Below are 22,294 nucleotides of genomic sequence, written 5' to 3'. Positions count from 1 at the left end.
ACGAACGCACTGTTTATGCGAGCTGGAACCCGTGGGCCAGAGGGTCCCTGTCATCGACGAAAATAGTGTTGTGACCTATCACCTCAGCCCAGCCGCTGACACTTGGCTTCATTGCGTCGAAGGTTCCGACTTTTACCGACGCCTCAACCTTTCCTTCGTAGATTGTACCGATCAGACTTTCAAGTCGGTAAATATCACCGACGTTCAGCTGCCCCTTTGCGAAGAGCTGAGCCATCCGTGCCGAGGTACCGGTACCGCCGGGAGAGCGATCAATGGCTTTATCACCATAGAACACTGCACAGCGGCCATGCACGGTTCTGCTCTGTGGTTTGTCACACCAGATGATGTGATGAACACCACTGATCCTACTGTTCTCTGGATGTACAGGGTCACAAATGGCCGAGAGCGCTGCGCGCAGCTTCTGGCTCAACCCCACGATGTCAGCTGTCGTCTGCCCTTCGAAACCAGTCCAGCACGCCTGTGGTTCGACCACCGCATAGAAATTCCCGCCGTAGGCGATGTCCACCGTAAACGTACCAATACCAGGTACTTCCACCACCACATCGGCACTGTGCAGGTAGCTGGCTACGTTGAACAAGCGAATCGACTCAACAAATTCGCCGCCCAGGGTATATTCGACATCGACCCGTCCCGCCGGTGTTTCAATCGCCAGTTTTCCCGGCTCACGAGGTGTCACCAGGCCCTCTTCGATGACCACGGTCGATAATCCGATGGTGCCCGCTCCACACATCGGCAGGCAGCCGCTGACTTCGATAAACAACGCACCGAAGTCGCAGTCATCACGTACCGATGGATAAATAATGACGCCAGACATGATGTCGTGTCCCCGAGGCTCGAACATCAATGCGGTGCGTACCCAGTCGTGGTCACGCACGAAAATATCGCGACGTTCGGCCATCGATACGGAGGGCATCAGCGGCGCTCCGCCCGCTACAACCCGAACCGGGTTGCCGCACGCGTGCGAATCAATGCAAAAAAAGCTGCGTCTCATACTGATGCCCTTTCAAAGGAGTTTGCTGGGGGAGTGACGCTGCAACGCGCCCCGTGACAGTCGATCCAGCAGCAGCGCAATAGCGACAATGGCCAAACCTGCTCGCAGCCCCAAGCCCATCTCCATCCTGGAAAGGCCTCGGGTCACTTCAGCCCCCAGACCGCCCGCCCCCACCAGACCGGCCAGCACCACCATCGCCAGCGACATGAGGATGCATTGGTTCAGGCCTACCAACAGCGTCGGTGCGGCAGTCGGCAGTTCGATTTTGAACAGAATGTCTTTAGGTGAAGCACCGGACGCCTGGCCCAACTCAAGGAGATCCTTGGGCAGCTGTTTGAAGGCCAGGGTCGTCAATCTGAGCATCGGCGGGATGCCGTAAACAATCGTTGCGATGATCGCGGGCACCCGTCCCAAGCTGAACAGCATCACGGCGGGAATCAGGTAAACCCAAGGCGGCACGGTTTGCATGATGTTCAGAATCGGCAGCAACGCTTCATCTACACGCTTCACCCGGGCCGCCAGAACCCCCAACGGGAAAGCGATGGCCACCGAGATCAGGACCGACACGCTGACGAGCGCAATTGTCTGGATGGACGCGACCCAAAGGCCCGCAAACAAACAGAAAGCCAACATCACCGCAGCGAAAACAGCGACCCGCTTATTGGCAAAAAAGAACGCCACGACGACGACAATACCGATGAACAAATACGGATGGGGTGCCAGCAGCGCTCCCTCCACTGCACCGAGTACCGCCTCAACGACCTGACTGATTCCTTTGAACAAACCATGTAAATTCGTGTTCAGCCAATCAACAGCAGGCGCCAGGTAATCGCCTGGAGAAAATTGAATGTGCGATGTCATTGAGAAGCCCCCACCCGCGCCTGTGCAGCACTCTGCGCCAGACGATCCAGGATCATGGTCAGGATAACGATAGCAATGGCTGCGTTGATCGACTTGGCGATATCCAACGTACGGATGGAACCGTAAATCGCCTCGCCCAAACCGCCCGACCCCACAATGCCGGCGATGACGACCATACCGAATGCCATCATCAGGCTTTGGTTAACGCCGGCCATGATGCTGGGCATGGCGAACGGTAAGCGGATCTTGAAAAACATCTGCATACCCGTCACGCCGCTGGCATCTCCCAACTCGATGAACTCCTTGGGTGTCATGCGAATACCCAGGGAGGTCAGTCGTAGCGCAGGGGGAAGCGCGACGATAAAAGTCGCCAACAGCGCCGTGGCGGGGCCGTAGCCGAGCAGTGCAATGGCCGGTAGCAGGTAGATGTAGGGCGGCATCGTCTGGATCAAATCCAGACAAGGATCAACCACACGATCAAAGGCCGGCGCCAGGCCCGCGACGACGCCCAGCGGAATGGCGACCGCCAGTGCCAACACGGTAGCGGTGAGCACCAGCGCAAGCGTACTGACTGTCTCCGGCCACAACCCGATGAGGTCGCACAGCAACAATGCCAGACCTGAGAGAATCGCGAAGCGAACGCCAGCCACACGCCAGCCAATCAACGCCAGGACAATCGCCACGACGTAATGCGCTGGATAAGCGATACACCACAGCACGCCTTCGTAAATGCCATTGAGCACCGCATTGACGGCATCGAACACGAACTCGCCATTATCTGAAAGCCATTCCAGCCCCGTATCAATGGATGCATCGAACTGACTGGAAAAATCCGGCGTGCTCATGCGGACGCCTCCATCGCATTGGCAGTTGCTACGGGCGCCAATTCATTGGGAATACCTTGCACGCCCCGCAGCAGATCACGCGGGGTAATGATCCCGACCACTGTGCCGTTATCGACGACGGCGAGCGCGTCACGCTCGGACTTCATCGTCAATCCGATAAGTTCATCGATATCGGCGTCAAGCGAGGTTTTGGTCAGCCTGGAGATGTCGCATGTCGGGTGTACTGCCTTGTAGGCCTGGACCGACGTCATGACCGAGTGAGCCTTGACCAGATGCAATCGGGAAATGCCGGCGACGAATTCCGCCACGTAGTCGTCAGCCGGGTTGAGCACGATTTCCTCGGCGGTGCCAACCTGAATGATGGCGCCATCCTTCATGATCGCAATGCGGTCACCGATGCGGATGGCCTCGTCCAGGTCGTGTGTAATAAACACTGCGGACTTGCCCAGCTCCTTGGTCAGCTGGCGGAACTCGTCCTGCAACTGTCGGCGAATCAGCGGATCAAGCGCGCTGAACGGCTCATCCATCAAGATTATTTCCGGGTCGGCAGTGAGTGCACGCGCCAGTCCGACCCGTTGTTGCATGCCGCCGGACAGCTCGCTCGGATAGCGTGAAGTCCACTCGCTCAATCCAACCTTCGCCAGCGCCTGCTCGGCCACTTTGTAACGTTCAGCCTTGCCCACACCCTGCACTTCCAGGCCAAACGCGGTGTTCTCTAGAACCGTACGGTTAGGCAACAAGGCAACGCTTTGAAAGACCATACCGATGTGACGCGCCCTCACCTCTCGCAGTTGTGCCGGCGACAAGGATGAAACGTCCTTGCCTTTGACCATCACCTTCCCCGAGCTCGGGGTGATCAGCTTGTTCAACAACCGTATAAGGGTGGATTTGCCACTGCCGGACAAACCCATGATGCAAAAGATTTCCCCCCGGCGAACCTGGAGACTGACATCGGAAACCCCGACCACACAGCCATAGTTTTGCAGGATCCGGGTCTTTGAAAGACCCTGCTGAACAACCGCATCCATGGCTGTCGGTGCATTTTTACCGAAGATCTTCCAAACCGACTGGCAATCCACCAGCACTTCGTCAGTATTAATTGTGGCCATCGTCATTTCGCAATCCATCGAACCAGTTGTTTGCTGGTTTTATAATTAATCAAAGGGCGGCAGTGGCAAACAAACAAAACTCAATAGTTCTTGATATTTCCCCAACGATTTACAAGATCTGTATGGCTATCTATCCAGCCCTTGATAGCCTCGTCCATGGTCTTGCCATCCTTGACTTCAGCATTCATTGCGGTGATGTCGGTGATAGGCACATAAACGCTGGCCATCAGTTCACGCGCACGCGGATTGGCTTCAGCGAAGCCTTTGTGTCCGATCCAGTAATAACCCTGCAATGGCGGGAAGACCCCTTTTGGATCTTTCAGGAATTTGAGATCAAATTTCTTGGTCATCCAGGAAGGATCCCAGACGGTTACCGCCACCCATTCTTTTCGGTCGACTGCCGACTTCAAAGCCGCGGTCATTGCCGAAGTACTGCCTTCGACCAGCTTGAGCTTGATGTCGTACGCCTTGACCACGTTGTTCGCGTCACTCATCAAACCCGAACCAGGCTCGATGCCTATGATTCTGTTACCCAACTTGTCCGCGTTTGCATTCAGCTGTTCGATGGAGTCGATGTCTACGTAACCGGGTACTGCCATGCCCTGATAAAGACCAAAGGAGACCGGTGACAGCTTCTCGATTTTGTTCTTGTTCTTTTTCCAATAATCGGCGGCGGCGTAATCAATCTGGGAGGCCAACACCTGAATATCCCCTTTGCTGAGTGCAGCGTAGGCGATACCCCACTCGGAAAACTCCACGACTTTTACGGTATACCCGGCGTTCTCAAGTACCTTCTTGGTAATGCCGGTAATGGGCACCAAATCCTCCCAGGACATGGTCCCCATTACTATGTTTTTTTCTTCAGCCTGTGCCTGCAAACTCATCATGCCCACAAACGCGAGCGCGCAGAATGCCTTCCAGATATTTCTCATGGATTGTTCCGTTCTTATTAGTGACTTGTTAAACGGCCTTTATAGAAAGCCGACGACTTAACTTATTAACCTTCTCGCCCGGCCCAAAACTCATGCCAACGAATAACCGAACTGACGCCCAGCTTCGTTATTATTTGGGGGGGTAACCTGCTGGGCCCTGGTGCATGACTGAAACTGTCCAGAAAATCAGAGCGTGTACCCGAAGCCAACTCCGCCGCCATTACACCTGCCAGGGTGCTCTTGACCGTTCCCAACCCATTTTCGCAGCAAGCCGAATACAGGTTTTCTTCGATCTCGCCAAATGCAGCGGCGCTGTTACGACTCAGACACAGACGGCCGGCCCAACTGAATTCCAACGCAGTGGATTTCAATTCCGGAAAGCGGGCGTCCAAGGAGTGTCGCTGCTCCTTGGCCACCGCCGCTACACGTTCTGGCGTGACCTGGATACTCGGGTCATAGGTGAACTTTGTCCGGATGACGATACGCGAGAGACCGTCTGTAGAGATTTTACGAACAGTCGCTCCCATTGGATCAGCTGGCAACAATGCCCACTTGGCTCTACCCGGCACGTCTTTCTTGAATGCATCATCACTGTACGCGGCCGTCATGGAGGCGTAAGTGAAGACGTGCAACAGGCGTCCTTGATAATGACCAAAGTCTTCAATGTGCCCGTTAACCCCAAGAATGACCTTGGGTGCGTGCACCGTCCCGTTATGAGATCGAGCGATCCAGCCGCTTCCCCGCTTGGTCAATTCAATAATCGGAGAGCGTTCGAACAGCGTGATTTTCCCTTCCAGCCCTGCTGCCAGGTCTCTAATGTATTGCGCGGGTTGAATCAACACTGCGCCGGGCGTGTAGATCCCACCGTGGTAATAGGTGGACCCGGTGATTTCGCGCATTTGCGCGGCATCAAACATCTCGAACTTCTCGCCGATGCGCTCAAGGGATTGAGCGTAATTGACGTTCAGCTTCAATCCCCGCTCAGTGGCGGCCGCGTTGATCTTCCCGGAAGGGTCGAACGTTTCGGCAGACATGCCGTACTCCCGCGCGGCTTCAGCGGCAAAAGCAATCGCAAAACGATTTTGGGTGATTTCCAGTGCCGTTGCAGACTCACTCGCCACGGAATATTCCCCGGACGACAGACTGTGCGGCACATCGATCATGAAGCCAGAGTTCCTGCCTGCCGGCCCCTTGGCGACTTCATGAGCATCGACCACAACAATGCTGTCACCCGGGTGTAACTGTGAAAGTCTGCGAGCGGCGGACAGGCCGGCAAAACCGGCACCGATAATCAGCCAATCCGCCGTCACGTTTCCATCAAGCATGCGGACAGGCGCAGTGCGTGCGGAAATCGCCTCCCAACCTGAAACCCCGGTGTCTACCGGTAGGCGCTTGATGGTATGGGTGCTCATTTTTCGGTCTCTTCATCCGACCGATCAGACACATCGATCCAGATGGTTTTGATTTCGGTGTACTGGTCATGGGCAAAAATGGATTTGTCCCGACCACCGAAGCCCGACTCTTTGTAGCCGCCGAATGGCGTCGAGGCATCGCCCTCACCAAAGCAGTTCACGGTGACGATGCCGGCGCGAATTTCCCGCGACAACTTGATCGCCCGGCGCAGGCTGCCGGTATAAACCGAGGCCGCCAGGCCGTACACCGTGTCATTGGCCAGCGCAATGGCTTCGGAGATCGTGTTGAAGGTGGTGACCGAAAGAATCGGGCCGAAGATCTCTTCCTGGAACAGCCGGTTGTCTCGACCAACTCCGTCAATCACCGTTGGCTCTACAAAGGCACCGTCTTTGGTCGCGCCTCCGTAAACCACTTCAAGCTTTCCGGCGGCGGCGTGCTCAAGGTACGACTTCACTTTTGCGAAATGCTCAGGGCTGACCAGCGACCCTACGCGGTTCTGCGGATCGAGCGGATCGCCCATCTTCCATTCGCTGATGTAGGCGCCCATGCGCTGCAGCAGCTCGTCTTTAACAGAGGCGTGGACGATCAGACGTGAAGTCGCGGAGCAGTTTTCGCCCATGTTCCAGAACGCGCCATTGACGACATGCTGAGCGACGAGGTCCAGGTCTTGGGCATCGTCCATCACCACGGCCGGATTTTTTCCGCCGCACTCAAGGACGATGCGCTTCAGGTTCGAATCGGCGGCGTAATGCAGGAAACGGCGGCCGGTCGCGGTGGAGCCGGTGAAGCTCACCATATCGACGTCGTTGTGCAAGCCAATGGGCTCGCCGACCTCTTTGCCCGTGCCGGTCACAATGTTGAGGACGCCAGCGGGAACGCCCGCTTCAAACGCCAACTGAGCGACACGCAATGTGGTCAGCGACGTTTGTTCGGCAGGTTTGACGATGACCGAACAGCCCGCAGCGAGCGCCGGGCCGATTTTCCAGGCCAGCATCAGCAGCGGGAAATTCCAGGGCAATACGCAGCCCACCACGCCGATCGGCTCCCGGACCACCATGGTCAGCGCGTCGCTGCCAACCGGGGCGGTGTTGTCGTAAATCTTGTCGATCAGTTCTGCGTGCCAGCGGATCGTGTGGATGGTGTCGGGGATGTCGACCAACTGACATTCACTGACCGGTTTGCCGCTATCGAGGCTCTCGAGGACGGCCAGTTCGTATTGATGGCTTTCAAGCAGGTTTGCAAACTTCAACAGAACCGCTTTGCGCTCTCTGGGAGAAATCGATCTCCAGCATCCATCCTCGAAGGCCTCTTTGGCATTGCTCACCGCAAAGTCGACATCCTCGGACGAACAGGCGGCGACGTCAGTCAAAAACTCACCCGTCGCCGGATTGTTCGTGGCGAAGGTTTTGCCCGAGATCGCGGGCTTGAACGCTCCATTGATGAACGCCTTGGATGGCAACGAAATGTCTTTGGCCAGAGCGGCGTATTCGGCCTTGCTCAGAAGATCACCCATGGCTGGCTCCCGAAGTAATGTTGGCTACGTTACGTTTGAGTTCAGTAATGACCGACGCGAAACTCTGCTTTTCGTCCGCTTCAAGTGGCTGCAATGGCAGGCGCACGTTACCGACTTTCAATCCGGCAACTTCGCAGCCGTATTTGATCGACTGCACGAACTTGCCACCGTCCAGGGCATTCATCAGCGGCATCATTGCCGACATGATTTGACGGCCTTTGTCGAAGTTCTTTTCGATCACGCAGGCTTCATAAAGCGCAACGTGCTCCTTGGGCAGGAAGTTGGAACCTGCGCACACCCAACTGCGGGCGCCCCAGGCAAAAAACTCGAGGGCCTGGTCGTCCCATCCGCAGGACAAGGCGATGTTGGGGAACTGCCGGGCCAGCATATGCACCTGGCCCATGTCGCCGGAACTTTCCTTGATGGCGACGACGTTTTTCGATTGGCTGACACGCGTGAAATATTCTTCATCCATCGAAACGCACATGCGCCCCGGATAGTTGTAAAGCATGATCGGCAAGTCCGCTGCGCGATCGATAGTGAGCGCGTGAATCGCGTTTTCCTGTGAGGTTGGCAGCGCGTAAGGCGGGGACGTGACGAGAATCGCGTCCGCTTTGATCGATTTGGCATCCTTGGCGTACTGAACCGCATCTTCGGTGCGAATCGCCCCGGTACTGACGATCAGTTGCACCCGAGTGCCGATCACATCTTTGGCGTAGGCCGCCAACTCGGTGCGTTCTTCCGACGTCTGCGCATAGTACTCGCCGGTCGACCCGCCGATAATAATGCCGTGCACCTTCGCCTCAATCAGCGACTCCAAAACTTGCGAGTACACGTCCCAGTCAATCTCCCCTTCAGAGTTATAAGGAGTTACTGCTGGCGTATAAATACCTTCAAATTTCAAGATGAATGCTCCGAATGCGAGTTAGATGGAAGATCAATGAGTGCGCCAGCCTTGATGCCTTGAACACGATAAAAATCCCCATGTTTTCACGGGACAGTTGCCAATGCTCAAACACGAGATCGCCAGAGGTTGTTTTACTGACTAAGTACCGTTAGCTGTTGAATCCAGACTGGCATGGGGCAACAGAGTGGTCAATAGCGTGTCTTCCTCGCGTAGACATCTTTAAAGCGATATAGCGCACAGAATCGAAAAATATTTATCCTTTAAATTCAATTAGTTACGGATAACATCTTAAAGCTACGCTATCGATCGATAACATTTGTTTATGCATTGATAAGCGTAAAAGTTTCTTGTTGGGGTGTGATTGCAGACGTAGTCTTTACAACAGCGATATTTTACCGGCGAAATGGCGTTACCCAATATCGAGATTGATGCAAACAATGGTCTTTTGTCGTCCCTTTGGTATTTTGGAGTTTGTTGACCGTGAGCACTAAATCGGCAGTTTCAAATCTAATCGCGCAGCGCAAGCCTGACCACGCGCTGCCAGGTGCCCTCTATAGCGACCCAGATGTTTACCGGCAGGATCTGGAACAGATCTGGCACAAAAGCTGGATCTTCGCAGGGCACACATTTGAGCTGGAGAAGACGGGTCAGTACCTGTCGCTGCAAATCGGCGATTACCCTGTCGCGATCGTCCGTGGCGCAGACAAGCAGATTCGTGCATTCCACAACGCTTGTCGTCATCGCGGCTCCAAGGTGTGCCCGCAAGCTAGCGGCAAGGTCGCCAAGCTGGTATGCCCTTACCACAAATGGACCTTCGAGCTGGACGGCAGACTGCTTTTCGCCGGGAACATGGGGGACGATTTCGACAAGTCTCAGCATGGGTTGAAAACCGTGCATTGTGAGGTCGTTGAAACCTACATCTATGTGTGCGTCGCTGATGTGGCTCCTGACTTTTCGTCATTCAGAAAATCTCTGACGCCTTTCGTTACGCCTCATAACCTGGACGACTGCAAAGTCGCGTTTGAGTCGAACATCATCGAGAAAGGCAACTGGAAACTGGTTTTCGAGAACAACCGCGAGTGCTACCACTGTGATTTTACTCACCCGGAATTGATGCACTCATTCGTCGACAACCCATCAGTGGGTGGCGCTGGCGGCGACGAGGATCTCGAACTCAAAGAGCACTGGGATCGCTGCGAAGCGGCAGGCCTGCCCAGCCGATTGGTCATGGACGAAGACGGTCGCTTCCGCATGACGCGCATCCCCCTTTTTTCCGGGGCCGTCAGCTACACAATGGATGGCAAGCCTGCGGTTGCCGGCCGCTTGGACACAACCGGTGAAGCCAACATCGGTGCGCTGCTTTATTTCAACTACCCATCAACCTGGAACCACTTTCTGGGCGATCACGCGCTGAGCTTCCGCGTTCTGCCCATCGGTCCGGGCGAGACGTTGGTCACTACAAAATGGATCGTCAAGAAGGACGCGCAGGAAGGTGTCGACTACGACATCGATCGCCTGACCAAGGTTTGGCTTGCAACCAATGACCAGGATCGCACCTTGGTGGAAGGCGCACAGGTCGGCGTCAGCTCCCCTGCTTACGAGCCGGGCCCGTTGTCGGTGGCTAGCGAAATCGGTGTGTGCCAGTTTGATGACTGGTACTGCAAAACGATGCTTGAGCAGCTCAATGACACGATCCCGTTGAGATCTGTCGGCTAAGTGCAACACTGCCGGTGGTGAGAACCACGAATGATCACCACCGGCACACCCAAACTTCTCCCCTCCTCGCACCCCGAGTCACTGCTCAGTCAGTGCTCCTGTCTTCTAAACAGCTCAGGAAAACTGGGCGAGAATCCAGTCGCGTAGCCGGCAACAGGCGTCGTCATTGATCCGGTCTTCACGAAATGTCAGATAGTGCTGACTTTCATGGAGAACCACTTCCTCTTCGATCGGCCGAATCAGCGTGCCGTTTTCGATCAGGTTTGCAACAAGGTGATTCCATCCGAGGGCTACACCCTGGTGGGTCAACACCATGCTGATTACCAGGTTGTAGTCGTTCGCGTTGAAAACGTGAGGGCTGTCGTGGGGACGTTTCTCGATATCGACATCGTGATAAGCCAGCCAAACGCCCCAGTCAACGTGCTCCGCTACCTGGGATCTGCCATAGGGACTGAGGTTTAGCAAAACCCCGTCGCGCAGTGCCTCCAGGCTGGACAGCTCAGGGTGCTCCTCTTTGTAACGAGGAGTGCACACCGGGTAGATGACGTCATGAAACAACGGATAACTGCGGTAGCCATCCTGAATCCTGGCCATTTTTGTGATGAAGATGTCCGGAGTTACACCCGGCTCCATCGACAAAAAGTTTTGAGTGGTGACCAGATTGAGGTCGATATCTGCGTTTTTGGTAAAAAACCCCGGCAGCTTCGCTGCGAGCCAGAGGGCTGAAAACGCGGGAGAACAGCAAAGCGTCAACGTGCGCTTGCCTGCATTGTTGGTACGAATGCGCTCCGCCGCCTGGGAAATGTTGACGAAAGATATCTGTGCCGCATCAAAAAAGATGGTTCCAGCTTCCGTCAACTCGACTGCTCGCCCCACTCTCTTGAAGAGATCCACCCCAAGGTACGCCTCAAGTTCCCGAATCTGACGGCTGATTGCCGCTTGAGTTACGCACAGTGCTTCTGCCGCACGCGTAAAGCTCTGATATTTTGCGGCGGCTACGAATGACTTCACTGCTTTCAGAGACGGCATTTTCAGCAGCGTCATGTCTGGATCGATGTGCTTAACCATAACCTAGAGTATTGAATATCCGGTTCGGGGCCCTTCGGAGGGCCATTAGGGACGAGATCGGCGAGAGGGTTCCACCTAGAGCCTACGCTGGAGCGTAGCTCAAACGCAGGGCCTAAGACAGGGCCAGCCGCAGTCGTCTGCGCAACTGGCGCTGTCACAGTCGCAAATGGACATAATTAAATTATTGATAACATGACGTTATTGATTGGCTGGAATAAATGTTGTTAGACGCTGACTCTATTAGGTAATAACTTGGTTCTCAACGGTACTGCTTAATTCAGCGCCGATAAAACAAAAATAATAAACATCACATAATAAAGAGGATGGTCACAATGACTATTTCCCAACCTTTCTCCCAGCTTGACTGCCCCCACAAGCACCGTCTGAACTGATCAAGACACGTACACCTGAATTCTTGGTCTTACATCGTAATTGCAGCAGGAGGGGTTATGAGTCTTGGTGACGAGATACTCTCGGTAAAAAACATTTACAAAGTCTTTGGCCCTCAGCCGAAGCTCGCGATGGAGATGCTGGCTCGCGGTGCTGACAAGAATGAAATCTTCAGCAAAACCGGTCAAGTCGTTGGCGTTTTTGATGCCAGTTTCTCCGTAAAACGTGGAGAGATTTTCGTCATCATGGGGCTTTCCGGTTCCGGGAAGTCGACGATGGTCCGCTTGTTCAATCGACTGATCGAGCCAACCTCCGGAACGATCCATCTTAACGGACAGGAAATTACCGGTCTGTCGGATGCTGATCTCCTCAGCGTTCGTCGCAAAGACATGAGTATGGTGTTTCAGTCGTTTGCTCTGATGCCACACATGAGTGTGATCGACAACGTTGCTTTCGGTCTGGAAATCTCGGGTGTCGAGGAAAGTGAACGGCATAAACGTGCACTCGAGGCACTCAAACAGGTGGGGCTCGATGGCCACGCCTACAGCTATCCGCACCAACTGTCCGGCGGTATGCAACAGCGAGTAGGCCTGGCCCGAGCGCTGGCCAATGATCCCGCCATCCTGCTGATGGACGAAGCCTTCTCGGCACTCGACCCGTTGATTCGCCACGAAATGCAGGGCGAACTGATCCGCCTGCAGGCAGAACAGCATCGCACCATCATCTTCATCTCCCATGACATTGACGAGGCGATTCGCATCGGCCATCGCATTGCGATCATGGAGGGTGGCCGGGTAGTACAGATCGGTACCCCGCAAGAGCTGCTTTGCAACCCGGTGAACGATTACGTCAGGGCTTTCTTCAAAGGTTTCGATGCTTCGAAGATCCTGAAGGCTGGCGATGTTGCCAGGATTTGTGCAGAACATCCGTACGCCGTGGATCAATCCACGCCTACGCTGCGCGACGATGTACTCCTGCAGGACGTCTTTCACATCGTTGCTGATGCCGTTAATCCGGTTGCCGTGCTGGATCGCCAGGGTGTGTTCAAAGGCACGATCTCCAAGAGCCTACTGCTTCAGACAATGAGCCGACACTAATAGGCTCTATTTGCTGGCTTGCCAGGCAAGGACATTCAGGTAATGACATGAACGAATTCAATTTTCTAGACCCATTTCAATCCATCAACGTCCCTTTGGGCCAATGGGTAGAAGTTGCCCTGAATTTTCTGGTTCATAATTTCCGCGAGGTATTTCGCTCGATCAGGTGGCCAATCGACCAGGTACTTAATGGCATCCAGTTCGGATTGTTGGCTATTCCTCCGTCAATATTCATTATTATTGCAACGCTCTTCGGCTGGCAGATAGGAGGGAAAAAGATAGGCATACTTTGTTTCGTCACCCTCACCCTCTTAGGAGTGATCGGCGTATGGAATGACGCCATGATCACCCTCGCCCTGGTACTCACTTCACTGTTTTTCTGTGCAGTTATTGGCATACCGCTGGGCGTCCTGTGTGCCCGGAGTGACCGGCTTGAGATGCTTCTGCGGCCGGTGCTCGATGCAATGCAAACACTGCCTGCTTTTGTTTATCTGGTACCCGTGGTGATGCTGTTTGGTATCGGCAACGTACCGGGGGTACTGGTCACGATCATCTTTTCGGTAGCACCACTGGTCAGGCTCACCAATCTGGGAATTCGCCAGGTACCGGAAGACAAGGTTGAAGCAGCCCGGGCTTTCGGATGCACCCCACGCCAGATGCTGAGGCGGGTTCAACTTCCTTTAGCTGCACCGACGATCATGGCGGGTCTGAATCAGGCATTGATGTTGTCACTTTCCATGGTGGTGATCGCATCAATGATTTCGGTTGGCGGGTTGGGGATGATGGTACTTCGCGGGATCGGCCGCCTTGATATGGGCTTGGCAACCGTCGGTGGATTGGGGCTGGTATTGCTGGCGATTTTCCTCGACCGACTGACCCAGGCAATGGGCGAACGCAGTAACAGGGCAACCAAAGGTGAGCACTGGTACCAGACAGGCCCGGCCGGTGTCATTTATCGCCTGAAGAAAAAAAACGCTGCTACGCAAATAAAAGTCAGTCCCAAAGAGAGTTAACTCCGCTAAGCGGTGCGTCGTGAACCGAAAGAAATGCCAACTTCTTTAATCCAGCCAAGGCAATCGATAATGAACTTCACAACATTCGGAATAAAACAGAAATTCATTCACTCTGTGGCGCTTTTAGTACTAGCGGTTTCCCCTGTTTTCGCATCAGCCGCCACGGCGCAGGAGCCCGGGAAAGGGGTATCGATCACCCCAATTTTCCCGTCAATTGCCGAAGAGCGATTCCGCGGAGAGATTGCAATGGCGGGCCTCAAGGAATTGGGCTACGACGTTGAGACTCCCAAGGAAACCGAGTACTCCACCATGATGATTGCAATTTCCAATGGTGACGCTGATTTCTCGGTTCATCTGTGGGAGGAGCTACACAAATCTTTCTACGAGAAGGCCGGCGGCGATGAGACGATGGTGAAAACCGGCGCTATTATGCCGGGCGTACTACAGGGCTACATGATCGATAAGAAAACGGCTGACGAGTATCACATCACCTCTATCGATGATTTGAAAAAACCAGAGATCGCCAAGCTGTTCGATAGTAATGGCGACGGTAAAGCCGACCTGACAGGTTGCAACCCCGGCTGGGGCTGTGAGTTGATCATTGCCCACCATATGAAAGCCTATGGCCTGGAAAAAACTGTCACAAATAACCAGGGCTCCTATTTTGCCCTGATGGCCGACACCATTGCTCGTTATAAAGAAGGCAAGCCGATTCTCTATTACACTTGGGTACCTCAATGGATCTCCGGTGTTCTGGTCGAAGGTAAAGATGTTGTGTGGTTAACCGTGCCACGTACGGATCTTCCCGGTGGCAAAAACGATGTCAACACTACCTTCAATGGTAAAAACCTTGGTTTCGCGGTAGACAGTGTCAAAGCGGTAATCAATAAAGAGTTTGCCGAGAAAAATCCGGCTGCGGTGAAGTTTCTGTCTGACATGCAGATCACTACCGACGATGAAAGCGCGCAAAATCTGAAAATGCACAACGGTGAAAAAAGTGCAGCTGATATTACCCGGCACGCCAAAGAATGGATCGCGGCCCATCGCGCGAAATACGACAGCTGGCTGGCAGACGCACGCGCCGCGGCAAATACCGCCACCGCAAAGAACTAGTCTCTTCTTATAACTTTGCATAAAAGGTTGCCCTTCGCCGGGCAACTTTTTTTCCCGTTTCGGTGTTCATCATTCAGGAATCATGAAATGCAGTTGTATTCATTCGTCCAGAATTTCAGTTACAAGGACGCGCCCCTGCATACACGCGAGTTGGTTAAAACTTGCCTGCTCGACATCATTGGTGTGGCTGCCGGTGCTCGTGACAATCAAACCAGCGTGATGCTCAAAACCTACGCTGACACCCACTACTCTGCCAACAAGCTGTCCAGCCGCCTTTGGTTCGACGGCAGAGCCGTACATCCATTGGGCGCCGCTTATGCAGGCGGCTTCAGCGTTGATAGCCTGGACGCACACGAAGGTCACTTCACCTCCAAGGGGCACGCGGGTGCAACCGTAGTCCCGGCCATTGTTGCATTGGTAGACGCGTATCGCAGTCAGGGCAAAGACATCAGCGGCGAGGAGTTCCTCAGCGCACTGTGCATTGGTTATGAGACGGCCTTGCGTGCGGGTCAGGCATTGATGGCCACTGCCCCGGAATATCATGCTTCAGGTGCATTTTCCGGAATCGGGGTCGTTTGCGCCGGTGCCCGCCTGCTGAAGCTTGATGAAACGACGTTCCGTCATGCGCTGGGGATCGCGGAATACTTTGGCCCGAGGTGCCCGATGATGCGCCTGGTGAGTTTTCCGACGATGTTGCGTGATGCCCACGGCGCAGGAGCGTATGCCGGACTGAACGCACTACTGATGGCACAGACAGGTGTCACTGGCGCTCCAGCCGCCACCGTTGAACCTTTGGAGATCTCCACTTTCTGGCAGGACATCGGAACCCGCTGGGAGATCGACGAGCAATATTTCAAACCGTGGCCGGTATGTCGCTGGGCGCAACCGGCACTCACGGCCATGACCGATTTGATGCGAGCGCATCCAGTCATCACTGCCGAGTTGATCGAGACCATCGATGTCGAGACATTCCACGAGTCTGTGTGCTTGCAAGGGCATTTTCCGAAGAATGCGGACGAGGCCCAGTATGCGCTAGCGTTCCCACTGGCCGCCTTGATCGTTCGCGGAAAGCTGGGCCCTGACGAAGTTACCGGGGATTCCATTCATGCGCCGGACATCTTGAGCATCAGCGAGAAAATAACCCTGCATGAGGCACCTGACCTGTCCGCCAGATTCCCGGAGGAAATTCTGTCCCGCGTCACGGTTACCCTGAAAGACGGCACTCGTCTTACGAGTCCAACCGCGACAGCCAAGGGCGACCCCGGCAATCCTATGTCGAATGACGAACTCACTGCTAAATACCATCTGCTGGCTGATGACAGCTTGGGAACCACGCTCAGCAATGCAATCAAGAACAGTGTTGAAGCATTGCCTGACAGTGGTGACTGCCAATCATTCCTTGATTTGTTGCTGTCCGCTGCAAAAACCACTGTCTAGATCCGGCAATGGTTTCTTGGCTATTCGTTCAGGTGTCAAAGAGGGTTTATGTCATTCGTCTTCGAGAGCGTGCTTAAAGACAAGAACATGGGGTACTCCTATACGGCTGAGAAACCATTGAAGCCGCAGGCGGTGACTCGTGTAGCTTTCGTGCTTTTGAACAATTTCTCGATGATGTCGTTCACCGGCGCTATCGATGCGCTGGTGACCGCCAACCTGATCAGCGAGACACCGGCATTCGAAGTGTTAACCGTTGGTATCAAAAGCCGTCTGGTCATGAGCGATCTGGGAATTGCAATTTCAGCAGACCTGGAGTTATCCCAATTGCCAGATCGTATCGACGTTCTCATCGTCGCGGGTGGTTTACGGGTGAAGTTGATCAGCGATCCGATATTACGGCGCAAGCTACGTAACGTCGCCTCTCTTGGTGCGACCATGGGCGGTTTGTGGAACGGCGCATTTTTCCTGGCGGAAGCGCAGTTAATGGACGGTGTCGAGTGTGCCTTCCATCCAGATGGGCGAGCGATGATGGAGGATGTTTTCCCCAAAGTCCTGGTCTCTTGCCGAACTCACGTAATAGATAGAAATCGCATCACGTGCGCCGGCGCCAGTAGTTCGTTGCGCATGATGCTGGAACTCATCACCGCTAAACAAGGCGTGTCGCTGACCCATGCTGTCGAGGAAATACTCAGTTGCGATCAAACCCCTGAAGTCTCTGGGATATCGACTGTCATCGTTGACTCTGACCCCACCTTGCCACAAACCCTGAAGCTCGCTTTAGAGCTTATGCAAAAGAACATCGAAGAGCCGCTATCCATCGACGAACTGGCCGAATGCGTGAACATTTCCCGCCGACAATTGGAGCGCCGTTTCTGCCGTTTCGTTGGCGCCACCCCTACCCGTTACTACCTGGAACTGCGCTTGACTCGAGCGCGTCAGCTTATTCTGCAGAGCAACCGGCCGATCACCGATATCGCGATCGCGACCGGCTTTTGCAGTTTCGCCAACTTCCATATGCGCTTTCGTGACTTCTTTGGCGTAGCGCCAAGCAGCTATAGAGCGACGTATGAGCGCAGGCGTTAGTTTCCCGAAGCGCCCCCCCCCCCAAAAAAAACCGGCAAAATCTAAGCCGAGCAAATGATGGCTAGCATCATCGATAAGGATTACCAGGAATTATGAATGCTCCATCTCCAGTGCTGATACCCACGGCTAACTATAGCGAGCGGATGTCTACACGCATTGCCTTCCTCATCGCGGGCTTGCTCATGTCCGCTTGGGCGCCTCTGGTTCCATTGGTCAAAGCCCGCGCAGGCTTGGACGACGGTGGCTTGGGGTTGCTGCTTCTCGGCCTTGGCGGCGGATCTATTGTGGCTATGCCCTTCGCTGGATACCTCACTGCGCACTATGGATGCCGACCGGTCGTCATCTGGGCGACGATTGTCTTGTGTGCCGCTCTTGCGTTGTTGAGCACCGTGGCGTGGCTACCAGGCCTGGTCATAGCGGTCATTGTCTTCGGTGCCAGCATGGGCATGCTTGATTGCGCCATGAACATACAGTCCGTCATCGTCGAGAAAAACAGCGGGCAGGCACTTCAGTCCGGCTTCCATGGCCTTTACAGCGTCGGAGGTATATTGGGCGCCGGGGCGATGACCGCTCTGCTGACCTTCGGCCTGGATCCACTGATGGCTGCGCTCTGCATCGTTGCCACCGTTTTGGGAGCACTTTACAAGGCCGCACCTGCTTTGCTGACTTATGGCACTGAACGGGGCGGGCCATTGTTCGCGGTGCCCAGGGGTATCGTGCTGTTTTTAGGGACGCTCTGTTTCATCGTCTTCCTCACTGAAGGTGCAATGCTTGACTGGAGCGCGGTCTTCCTTGTCTCGAACCGAGGGTTAGAGCCGAGCATCGCCGGCTTGGGCTACGCATCCTTCGCCACTGCAATGACGGTGGGCCGCCTGACGGGAGACGCCATCGTCAGCAAGCTGGGCGGCGTGCGCGTAGTTGCGCTAGGCGGGCTCTGCGCAGCCGCAGGCATGCTCGTGTCGCTTGGAATCGATGGCTGGCCCGCGTCCCTGGTCGGCTACGCCCTGGTCGGGGCTGGCTGCTCGAACATTGTCCCGGTGATCTTTACCGCTGTAGGCCGGCAACAACGAATGTCACAGGCGGTAGCCATCCCCGCTGTCATCTCGATGGGCTACGCGGGCATTCTGATAGGTCCCGTATTCATTGGGGCGGTCGCCCATCTAAGCACCTTGTCATTCGCTCTGGGCGGCCTGATTGTTCTGCTGGTTTTTGTCAGTGCAACAGCTCGATTGCTTCGCAATTAACCGAATCTTTTCTAGCGCGGCAAGGGAAACACCCTGTATGAAAGAGCTGCTCGCTGGCCGTGAGTAAGGTGCCCAAGCCTTGGTAAATCAAAGGCGTTTCCCACGGCGACCCGCGCTGTCTATTCGAGAGGTAAAGGGCTATGCAATTCAACTGCAATGTGTCGGAGCAAGAACTCCTGATGCATGGAGTCATCATGCGGGAGGCACTCCTGCGAATCCTTGCCCGTCAGTCCCCACTTTGCGGGATCGACGGCGGGGATACTGAAGCCTGTGTTCGCTCCTTGGCTGATGCCCACTTGAACGTCGGCCTGCCTCCCTTCAAGGGCAATCCCCTGCCCTCGTCCTTGCACTCCACGGTCTCACAGGCGTTGTCTGACGCGCCCAGAATTGAGCGTGACTTCAAGACTCTGCTAACAGCGCTTGAACCCCTTCTACGCAATAGCCGTTGGATAAAGCGATTCGCTACTGAAGGGGATGATGCCGGCTTTGAAGAAAAACATCGGCATGCATTGATTCTCGGAGAAGGCGCTCTGTTCGAATGCTCAACGATGACAGTGGGTCTGGCTGTGATGGCGCCCAACGTGTGCTACCCGTTCCATACGCATCCCCCTGCAGAGTTCTACGTCGTTTTATCAGAAGGCGATTGGTACCGGGAAGATGTCGGATGGTGGAGTCCGGGGCCTGGCGGTGTGGTGTTCAACCCGTCATCGGCGGTCCATTCAATGAGGTCTACCCACAAGCCGCTGCTAGCACTATGGGGACTGATAAACGAGTTGTCACAGCCCATTCGTGAACGCAAAACTTCAGCGGATCTGGTGTTCCCTGGCGGACGATCAGAGCGGTCGTAATTCAGCATTCATGACGCTGTCGCCTGGAGTATGGGATTTATAACCAATCGTCCGAGATCACCATGCATCCCTTTGACGTCGTCCTAAACGCCATGCAGCTCGAAAGCCCGAGGTAACCCAAGCTTGTATTGATCGTCTATCAGCCCGCGCGTACCATGGCTCGCTCCATCCTCCAAGGCGGTGATGCATGCCCTCCCCTCAAGGTCGACTCGCCGGTCGCGTAGCAATTATCTCTGGCGGCGCCAACGGCGCAGGGGCAGCCTCTGCCCGATTGTTTGCGCGCGAATCTGCCAAGGTGTCCATTGTCGATCGCGATGTGGAAGCCGGTCGCAAGCTGGAACAGGAACTTAACTCGCAAGGGTTTAGCGCGTTCTTCGTTTGCGCCGATGTGTCCAAAGCCGATGAAGCGGAGTTCGCCGTAAAAGCCACGATCGAGCAGTTCGGCTGCATCGATATTCTGTTCAATCATGCCGGCATCATCATCGTGAAACCTTTCCTTGAATTCAGCATCGAGGAGTGGGACGAGATGATGGAGAACAACGCCAAAAGCGCATTCCTCATGACCCGACTTGTGCTGCCGGGCATGCTGAAACGGGGTTACGGCGTTCTTATCAGCACCAGTTCCTCTGCCGTGCGCGCTGCCACTCACCTTGAATCCCTGTACTGCGCCTCGAAGTCCGCCATGCACCAATTGGCCCGGGCGATTGCGGTCGAATACCGCGACAAGGGCATTCGCAGCAACACAATTTGCCCAAGCTTTGTTCGCACGCGCCATGGCGAGCATGAAATTGCCCAATTGCGCGCTTATGGCATTTTTGCTTCCGAACAGGATGTGAACATCATGCAGGGCAGAATCTGCGAACCTGAAGAAGTTGCCAATGTCGCCTTGTTCCTGGCCAGTGAAGAATCCAGCTTCATCAACGGCGCTGAAATTTTCGTGGACAATACGTTTACGGCGGTTTGACAGATGCTTTGGGGTCTTCAACCAGTCGAACAGCAATCAGCCTACGGATTGACCGTCGAAGCACTGCGCCGCCATGTTCATCTCGGGCTGCTGCTCCCGGGTGAGCAGTTGCCACCCGAACGGGCTCTCGCCATTCAATTGGGCGTGTCTCGGGTGACGCTGCGCGAAGCACTGCGGGTCATGGAAACCGAAGACTACTTTGTGGTGCGCCGAGGCGCGCGCGGGGGTGTCTTCCTTAACGAGATCGACGCGCTGCGAGAGTTGTCCTCTCGACGCATCAGTCGAGATCCATCCATGGTGATGCGGGTTCTGGAGTTTCGAGAAGCCAATGAGCCTCAGGCCGCTCGCCATGCTGCCGTGCGCCGCACCCCCACGGATATCGCAGCGCTTGAATCGGCCTTCAGCTCGATAAAGTGCGCAGACAACTCCGCCACCCTGCGCCGTGCCGAGTCGATGTTTCATCTGGCGCTTGGCGCCGCATCGCACAATCCGCTTCTGTACAAGTCAATCGAAGACGCCCTGGTTGCGCTTTTCGTGCTTCCGGACTTAACGCAGGATCGCAGCAAGCGCAACTTGAACATCGAAGCGGCTCAGCTGTTGCTCGAATCCATCCGAAATCGGCAAGGCGACGAAGCCGAACGAGCAGCACGCGAGCTCATCACAACGGATCGAATCCGTCTTCGTGACATTGTCGGTTTTGCCTGAGCGGCAACGACGCACTTTTAGCGTTTCCCCATAATTTCCTTTTATATTCAGTCTCTTGCACTGCCGCACCAGGTAGGTGCAGCAGCCTTGGATACCTGATCGCGACATGGCTACTGACGGCGTTTGACAGCCTTTTTTCGCCGTGGTCTATTGGTATTTATTAAATACCTTTAGACCAGAACTTATAACAACAGAGGCATGCGCTAGATGGCAAACAAACCCAGATTGGACAATCAAAACGTACTTATCACCGGGGGCGCAGGAGGTATTGGCCGAGCAGCAGCCATGCTGTTTGCAAAACAGGGGGCGAACCTCGCCATCATCGACCGGGATCCGGTTGCTGGCATGGAGGTAGCCGAAACGATCAACGCTCTGGGCGGGCGGGCAACGTTTTTCCAGGCAGACGTGAGTGATGCGCCGAAACTCATTGCGGCCATCGAGGCGGCTACCTCAGCGTTGGGCTGGATCGACGCCCTCTTCAATCATGCGGGCACCATCGTCGTTAAAGCACTTCATGAAACCACGCTCGAAGAATATGACAGCTTGATGGCGATCAATACCCGATCCGCCTTTGTTACCTGCAAAGCGGTGCTGCCAGGGATGCTGAAAAGAGGCAAAGGCAGCATCGTGATTACGTCGTCGATCGGCGGGGAAAAGGGTTTCGCTCTGGAGAGTGCGTACTGCATGACCAAGGGCGCCGTGCTGCAATTGGCCCGCTCGATCTCTGCGGAATACCGCGAACATGGCATTCGCTGCAATGCCATTTGTCCAGGTTTTGTGCGCACTGCCCACGGCTTGCGTGAACTCGACCAACTCGATGCCCAAGGCCAAACCTGGGAAGAAGCCGGCTTGTCAGCCACCCAAGTCCGAATCTGCGAGGCCGAAGAAGCGGCCGCCGCGGCACTTTTTTTATTGTCCGATGAAGCCAGCTTCGTCAACGGCGCCGCTCTCTATGTCGACAACGGTTGGGCTTCGAAAGGCTGAATCAGCTTCGCCCACGGCATTATAAAAAATGAGGGGAGTT

Annotated in this window: 20 protein-coding genes; 11 read left to right on the top strand and 9 right to left on the bottom strand. The window is 54.9% G+C overall.

Features of this window, described 5'->3' with window-relative positions; all coding sequences use genetic code 11:
- Positions 1-13 precede the first annotated feature (13 nt).
- The 8 genes from C8K63_RS15880 to C8K63_RS15845 form a co-directional block, all read right to left on the bottom strand.
- On the bottom strand, positions 14-1,012 hold the full coding sequence (locus tag C8K63_RS15880) for a 4-hydroxyproline epimerase (protein WP_108217570.1): 999 nt from the start codon (positions 1,010-1,012) through the stop codon (positions 14-16).
- 12 nt (positions 1,013-1,024) lie between these two features.
- Entirely contained in the window at positions 1,025-1,873 is an 849-nt protein-coding gene (locus C8K63_RS15875) for a proline/glycine betaine ABC transporter permease (RefSeq protein WP_108217569.1), read from the bottom strand.
- Positions 1,870-2,718 carry a proline/glycine betaine ABC transporter permease gene (locus C8K63_RS15870; protein WP_108217568.1) on the bottom strand — a complete coding sequence of 283 codons (849 nt, stop codon included), beginning with the start codon at positions 2,716-2,718 and terminating at the stop codon, positions 1,870-1,872. The genes C8K63_RS15875 and C8K63_RS15870 overlap by 4 nt, the downstream gene beginning before the upstream one ends.
- Positions 2,715-3,833, bottom strand: a complete 1,119-nt coding sequence (locus C8K63_RS15865; RefSeq protein WP_108217567.1) for a glycine betaine/L-proline ABC transporter ATP-binding protein — start codon at positions 3,831-3,833, stop codon at positions 2,715-2,717. Before C8K63_RS15865 ends, C8K63_RS15870 begins: the two co-directional genes overlap by 4 nt.
- A 74-nt stretch (positions 3,834-3,907) precedes the next feature.
- Positions 3,908-4,759: a glycine betaine ABC transporter substrate-binding protein gene (locus C8K63_RS15860; protein WP_108217566.1), complete on the bottom strand. Its 852-nt coding sequence runs from the start codon at positions 4,757-4,759 to the stop codon at positions 3,908-3,910.
- A gap of 65 nt (positions 4,760-4,824) precedes the next feature.
- The gene (locus tag C8K63_RS15855; RefSeq protein WP_108217565.1) at positions 4,825-6,171 is read right to left on the bottom strand and encodes an FAD-binding oxidoreductase; all 1,347 of its coding nucleotides are present in this window, start codon (positions 6,169-6,171) and stop codon (positions 4,825-4,827) included.
- A complete protein-coding gene (locus C8K63_RS15850; protein ID WP_108217564.1) occupies positions 6,168-7,685 on the bottom strand; it encodes an aldehyde dehydrogenase in 1,518 nt (505 codons plus the stop codon). Before C8K63_RS15850 ends, C8K63_RS15855 begins: the two co-directional genes overlap by 4 nt.
- Positions 7,678-8,589, bottom strand: a complete 912-nt coding sequence (locus tag C8K63_RS15845; protein ID WP_108217563.1) for a dihydrodipicolinate synthase family protein — start codon at positions 8,587-8,589, stop codon at positions 7,678-7,680. Before C8K63_RS15845 ends, C8K63_RS15850 begins: the two co-directional genes overlap by 8 nt.
- Positions 8,590-9,072: 483 nt before the next feature.
- On the opposite strand from C8K63_RS15845, the gene C8K63_RS15840 reads away from it, so the two are divergent.
- A complete protein-coding gene (locus tag C8K63_RS15840; protein WP_108217562.1) occupies positions 9,073-10,308 on the top strand; it encodes an aromatic ring-hydroxylating dioxygenase subunit alpha in 1,236 nt (411 codons plus the stop codon).
- Between the two features lie 114 nt (positions 10,309-10,422).
- Here the strand turns inward: C8K63_RS15840 and C8K63_RS15835 are convergent, their stop codons facing one another.
- Positions 10,423-11,376, bottom strand: a complete 954-nt coding sequence (locus C8K63_RS15835) for a LysR family transcriptional regulator (protein ID WP_056724831.1) — start codon at positions 11,374-11,376, stop codon at positions 10,423-10,425.
- 449 nt (positions 11,377-11,825) lie between these two features.
- Between C8K63_RS15835 and C8K63_RS15830 the strand changes: the two genes are divergently transcribed.
- From C8K63_RS15830 to C8K63_RS15785, 10 genes are all read left to right on the top strand, one after another.
- On the top strand, positions 11,826-12,863 hold the full coding sequence (locus C8K63_RS15830; protein ID WP_108217561.1) for a glycine betaine/L-proline ABC transporter ATP-binding protein: 1,038 nt from the start codon (positions 11,826-11,828) through the stop codon (positions 12,861-12,863).
- 47 nt (positions 12,864-12,910) lie between these two features.
- The gene (gene proW, locus C8K63_RS15825) at positions 12,911-13,876 is read left to right on the top strand and encodes a glycine betaine/L-proline ABC transporter permease ProW (RefSeq protein WP_256594954.1); all 966 of its coding nucleotides are present in this window, start codon (positions 12,911-12,913) and stop codon (positions 13,874-13,876) included.
- A gap of 69 nt (positions 13,877-13,945) precedes the next feature.
- On the top strand, positions 13,946-14,989 hold the full coding sequence (gene proX / locus C8K63_RS15820) for a glycine betaine/L-proline ABC transporter substrate-binding protein ProX (RefSeq protein WP_177413300.1): 1,044 nt from the start codon (positions 13,946-13,948) through the stop codon (positions 14,987-14,989).
- An 87-nt stretch (positions 14,990-15,076) separates the two neighbouring features.
- Positions 15,077-16,426, top strand: coding sequence for an MmgE/PrpD family protein (locus tag C8K63_RS15815; protein ID WP_108217559.1), 1,350 nt, complete (start codon positions 15,077-15,079; stop codon positions 16,424-16,426).
- Between the two features lie 48 nt (positions 16,427-16,474).
- The gene (locus C8K63_RS15810) at positions 16,475-17,509 is read left to right on the top strand and encodes a GlxA family transcriptional regulator (protein WP_108217558.1); all 1,035 of its coding nucleotides are present in this window, start codon (positions 16,475-16,477) and stop codon (positions 17,507-17,509) included.
- A gap of 92 nt (positions 17,510-17,601) precedes the next feature.
- Complete coding sequence (locus C8K63_RS15805; protein ID WP_108217557.1) at positions 17,602-18,753, top strand: MFS transporter; 1,152 nt, start codon at positions 17,602-17,604, stop codon at positions 18,751-18,753.
- 140 nt (positions 18,754-18,893) lie between these two features.
- Complete coding sequence (locus C8K63_RS15800; RefSeq protein WP_108217556.1) at positions 18,894-19,601, top strand: dimethylsulfonioproprionate lyase family protein; 708 nt, start codon at positions 18,894-18,896, stop codon at positions 19,599-19,601.
- A gap of 187 nt (positions 19,602-19,788) precedes the next feature.
- A complete protein-coding gene (locus C8K63_RS15795; protein ID WP_108217555.1) occupies positions 19,789-20,565 on the top strand; it encodes an SDR family NAD(P)-dependent oxidoreductase in 777 nt (258 codons plus the stop codon).
- A gap of 48 nt (positions 20,566-20,613) precedes the next feature.
- Complete coding sequence (locus tag C8K63_RS15790) at positions 20,614-21,270, top strand: FadR/GntR family transcriptional regulator (protein WP_158273946.1); 657 nt, start codon at positions 20,614-20,616, stop codon at positions 21,268-21,270.
- 207 nt (positions 21,271-21,477) lie between these two features.
- The gene (locus C8K63_RS15785; protein WP_108217553.1) at positions 21,478-22,254 is read left to right on the top strand and encodes an SDR family NAD(P)-dependent oxidoreductase; all 777 of its coding nucleotides are present in this window, start codon (positions 21,478-21,480) and stop codon (positions 22,252-22,254) included.
- Positions 22,255-22,294: the final 40 nt, after the last annotated feature.

The sequence above is a fragment of the Pseudomonas sp. GV085 genome, assembly GCF_003050925.1.
In the GTDB taxonomy this organism is placed as follows: domain Bacteria; phylum Pseudomonadota; class Gammaproteobacteria; order Pseudomonadales; family Pseudomonadaceae; genus Aquipseudomonas.
Note: the sequence above shows the minus strand (reverse complement) of the source record. Positions and strands in the feature narration are given on the sequence as shown.

Bases quoted from the DNA above. Each gene is read 5' to 3' on its own strand.
- C8K63_RS15795 (WP_108217555.1), top strand. From the start codon at position 19,789: ATGCCCTCCCCTCAAGGTCGACTCGCCGGTCGCGTAGCAATTATCTCT.
- C8K63_RS15835 (WP_056724831.1), bottom strand. From the start codon at position 11,376: ATGGTTAAGCACATCGATCCAGACATGACGCTGCTGAAAATGCCGTCT.
- C8K63_RS15815 (WP_108217559.1), top strand. From the start codon at position 15,077: ATGCAGTTGTATTCATTCGTCCAGAATTTCAGTTACAAGGACGCGCCC.
- C8K63_RS15880 (WP_108217570.1), bottom strand. From the start codon at position 1,012: ATGAGACGCAGCTTTTTTTGCATTGATTCGCACGCGTGCGGCAACCCG.
- C8K63_RS15830 (WP_108217561.1), top strand. From the start codon at position 11,826: ATGAGTCTTGGTGACGAGATACTCTCGGTAAAAAACATTTACAAAGTC.
- C8K63_RS15865 (WP_108217567.1), bottom strand. From the start codon at position 3,833: ATGACGATGGCCACAATTAATACTGACGAAGTGCTGGTGGATTGCCAG.
- C8K63_RS15810 (WP_108217558.1), top strand. From the start codon at position 16,475: ATGTCATTCGTCTTCGAGAGCGTGCTTAAAGACAAGAACATGGGGTAC.
- C8K63_RS15860 (WP_108217566.1), bottom strand. From the start codon at position 4,759: ATGAGAAATATCTGGAAGGCATTCTGCGCGCTCGCGTTTGTGGGCATG.
- C8K63_RS15875 (WP_108217569.1), bottom strand. From the start codon at position 1,873: ATGACATCGCACATTCAATTTTCTCCAGGCGATTACCTGGCGCCTGCT.
- C8K63_RS15805 (WP_108217557.1), top strand. From the start codon at position 17,602: ATGAATGCTCCATCTCCAGTGCTGATACCCACGGCTAACTATAGCGAG.
- C8K63_RS15800 (WP_108217556.1), top strand. From the start codon at position 18,894: ATGCAATTCAACTGCAATGTGTCGGAGCAAGAACTCCTGATGCATGGA.
- C8K63_RS15850 (WP_108217564.1), bottom strand. From the start codon at position 7,685: ATGGGTGATCTTCTGAGCAAGGCCGAATACGCCGCTCTGGCCAAAGAC.
- proX (WP_177413300.1), top strand. From the start codon at position 13,946: ATGAACTTCACAACATTCGGAATAAAACAGAAATTCATTCACTCTGTG.
- C8K63_RS15785 (WP_108217553.1), top strand. From the start codon at position 21,478: ATGGCAAACAAACCCAGATTGGACAATCAAAACGTACTTATCACCGGG.
- C8K63_RS15855 (WP_108217565.1), bottom strand. From the start codon at position 6,171: ATGAGCACCCATACCATCAAGCGCCTACCGGTAGACACCGGGGTTTCA.
- proW (WP_256594954.1), top strand. From the start codon at position 12,911: ATGAACGAATTCAATTTTCTAGACCCATTTCAATCCATCAACGTCCCT.
- C8K63_RS15870 (WP_108217568.1), bottom strand. From the start codon at position 2,718: ATGAGCACGCCGGATTTTTCCAGTCAGTTCGATGCATCCATTGATACG.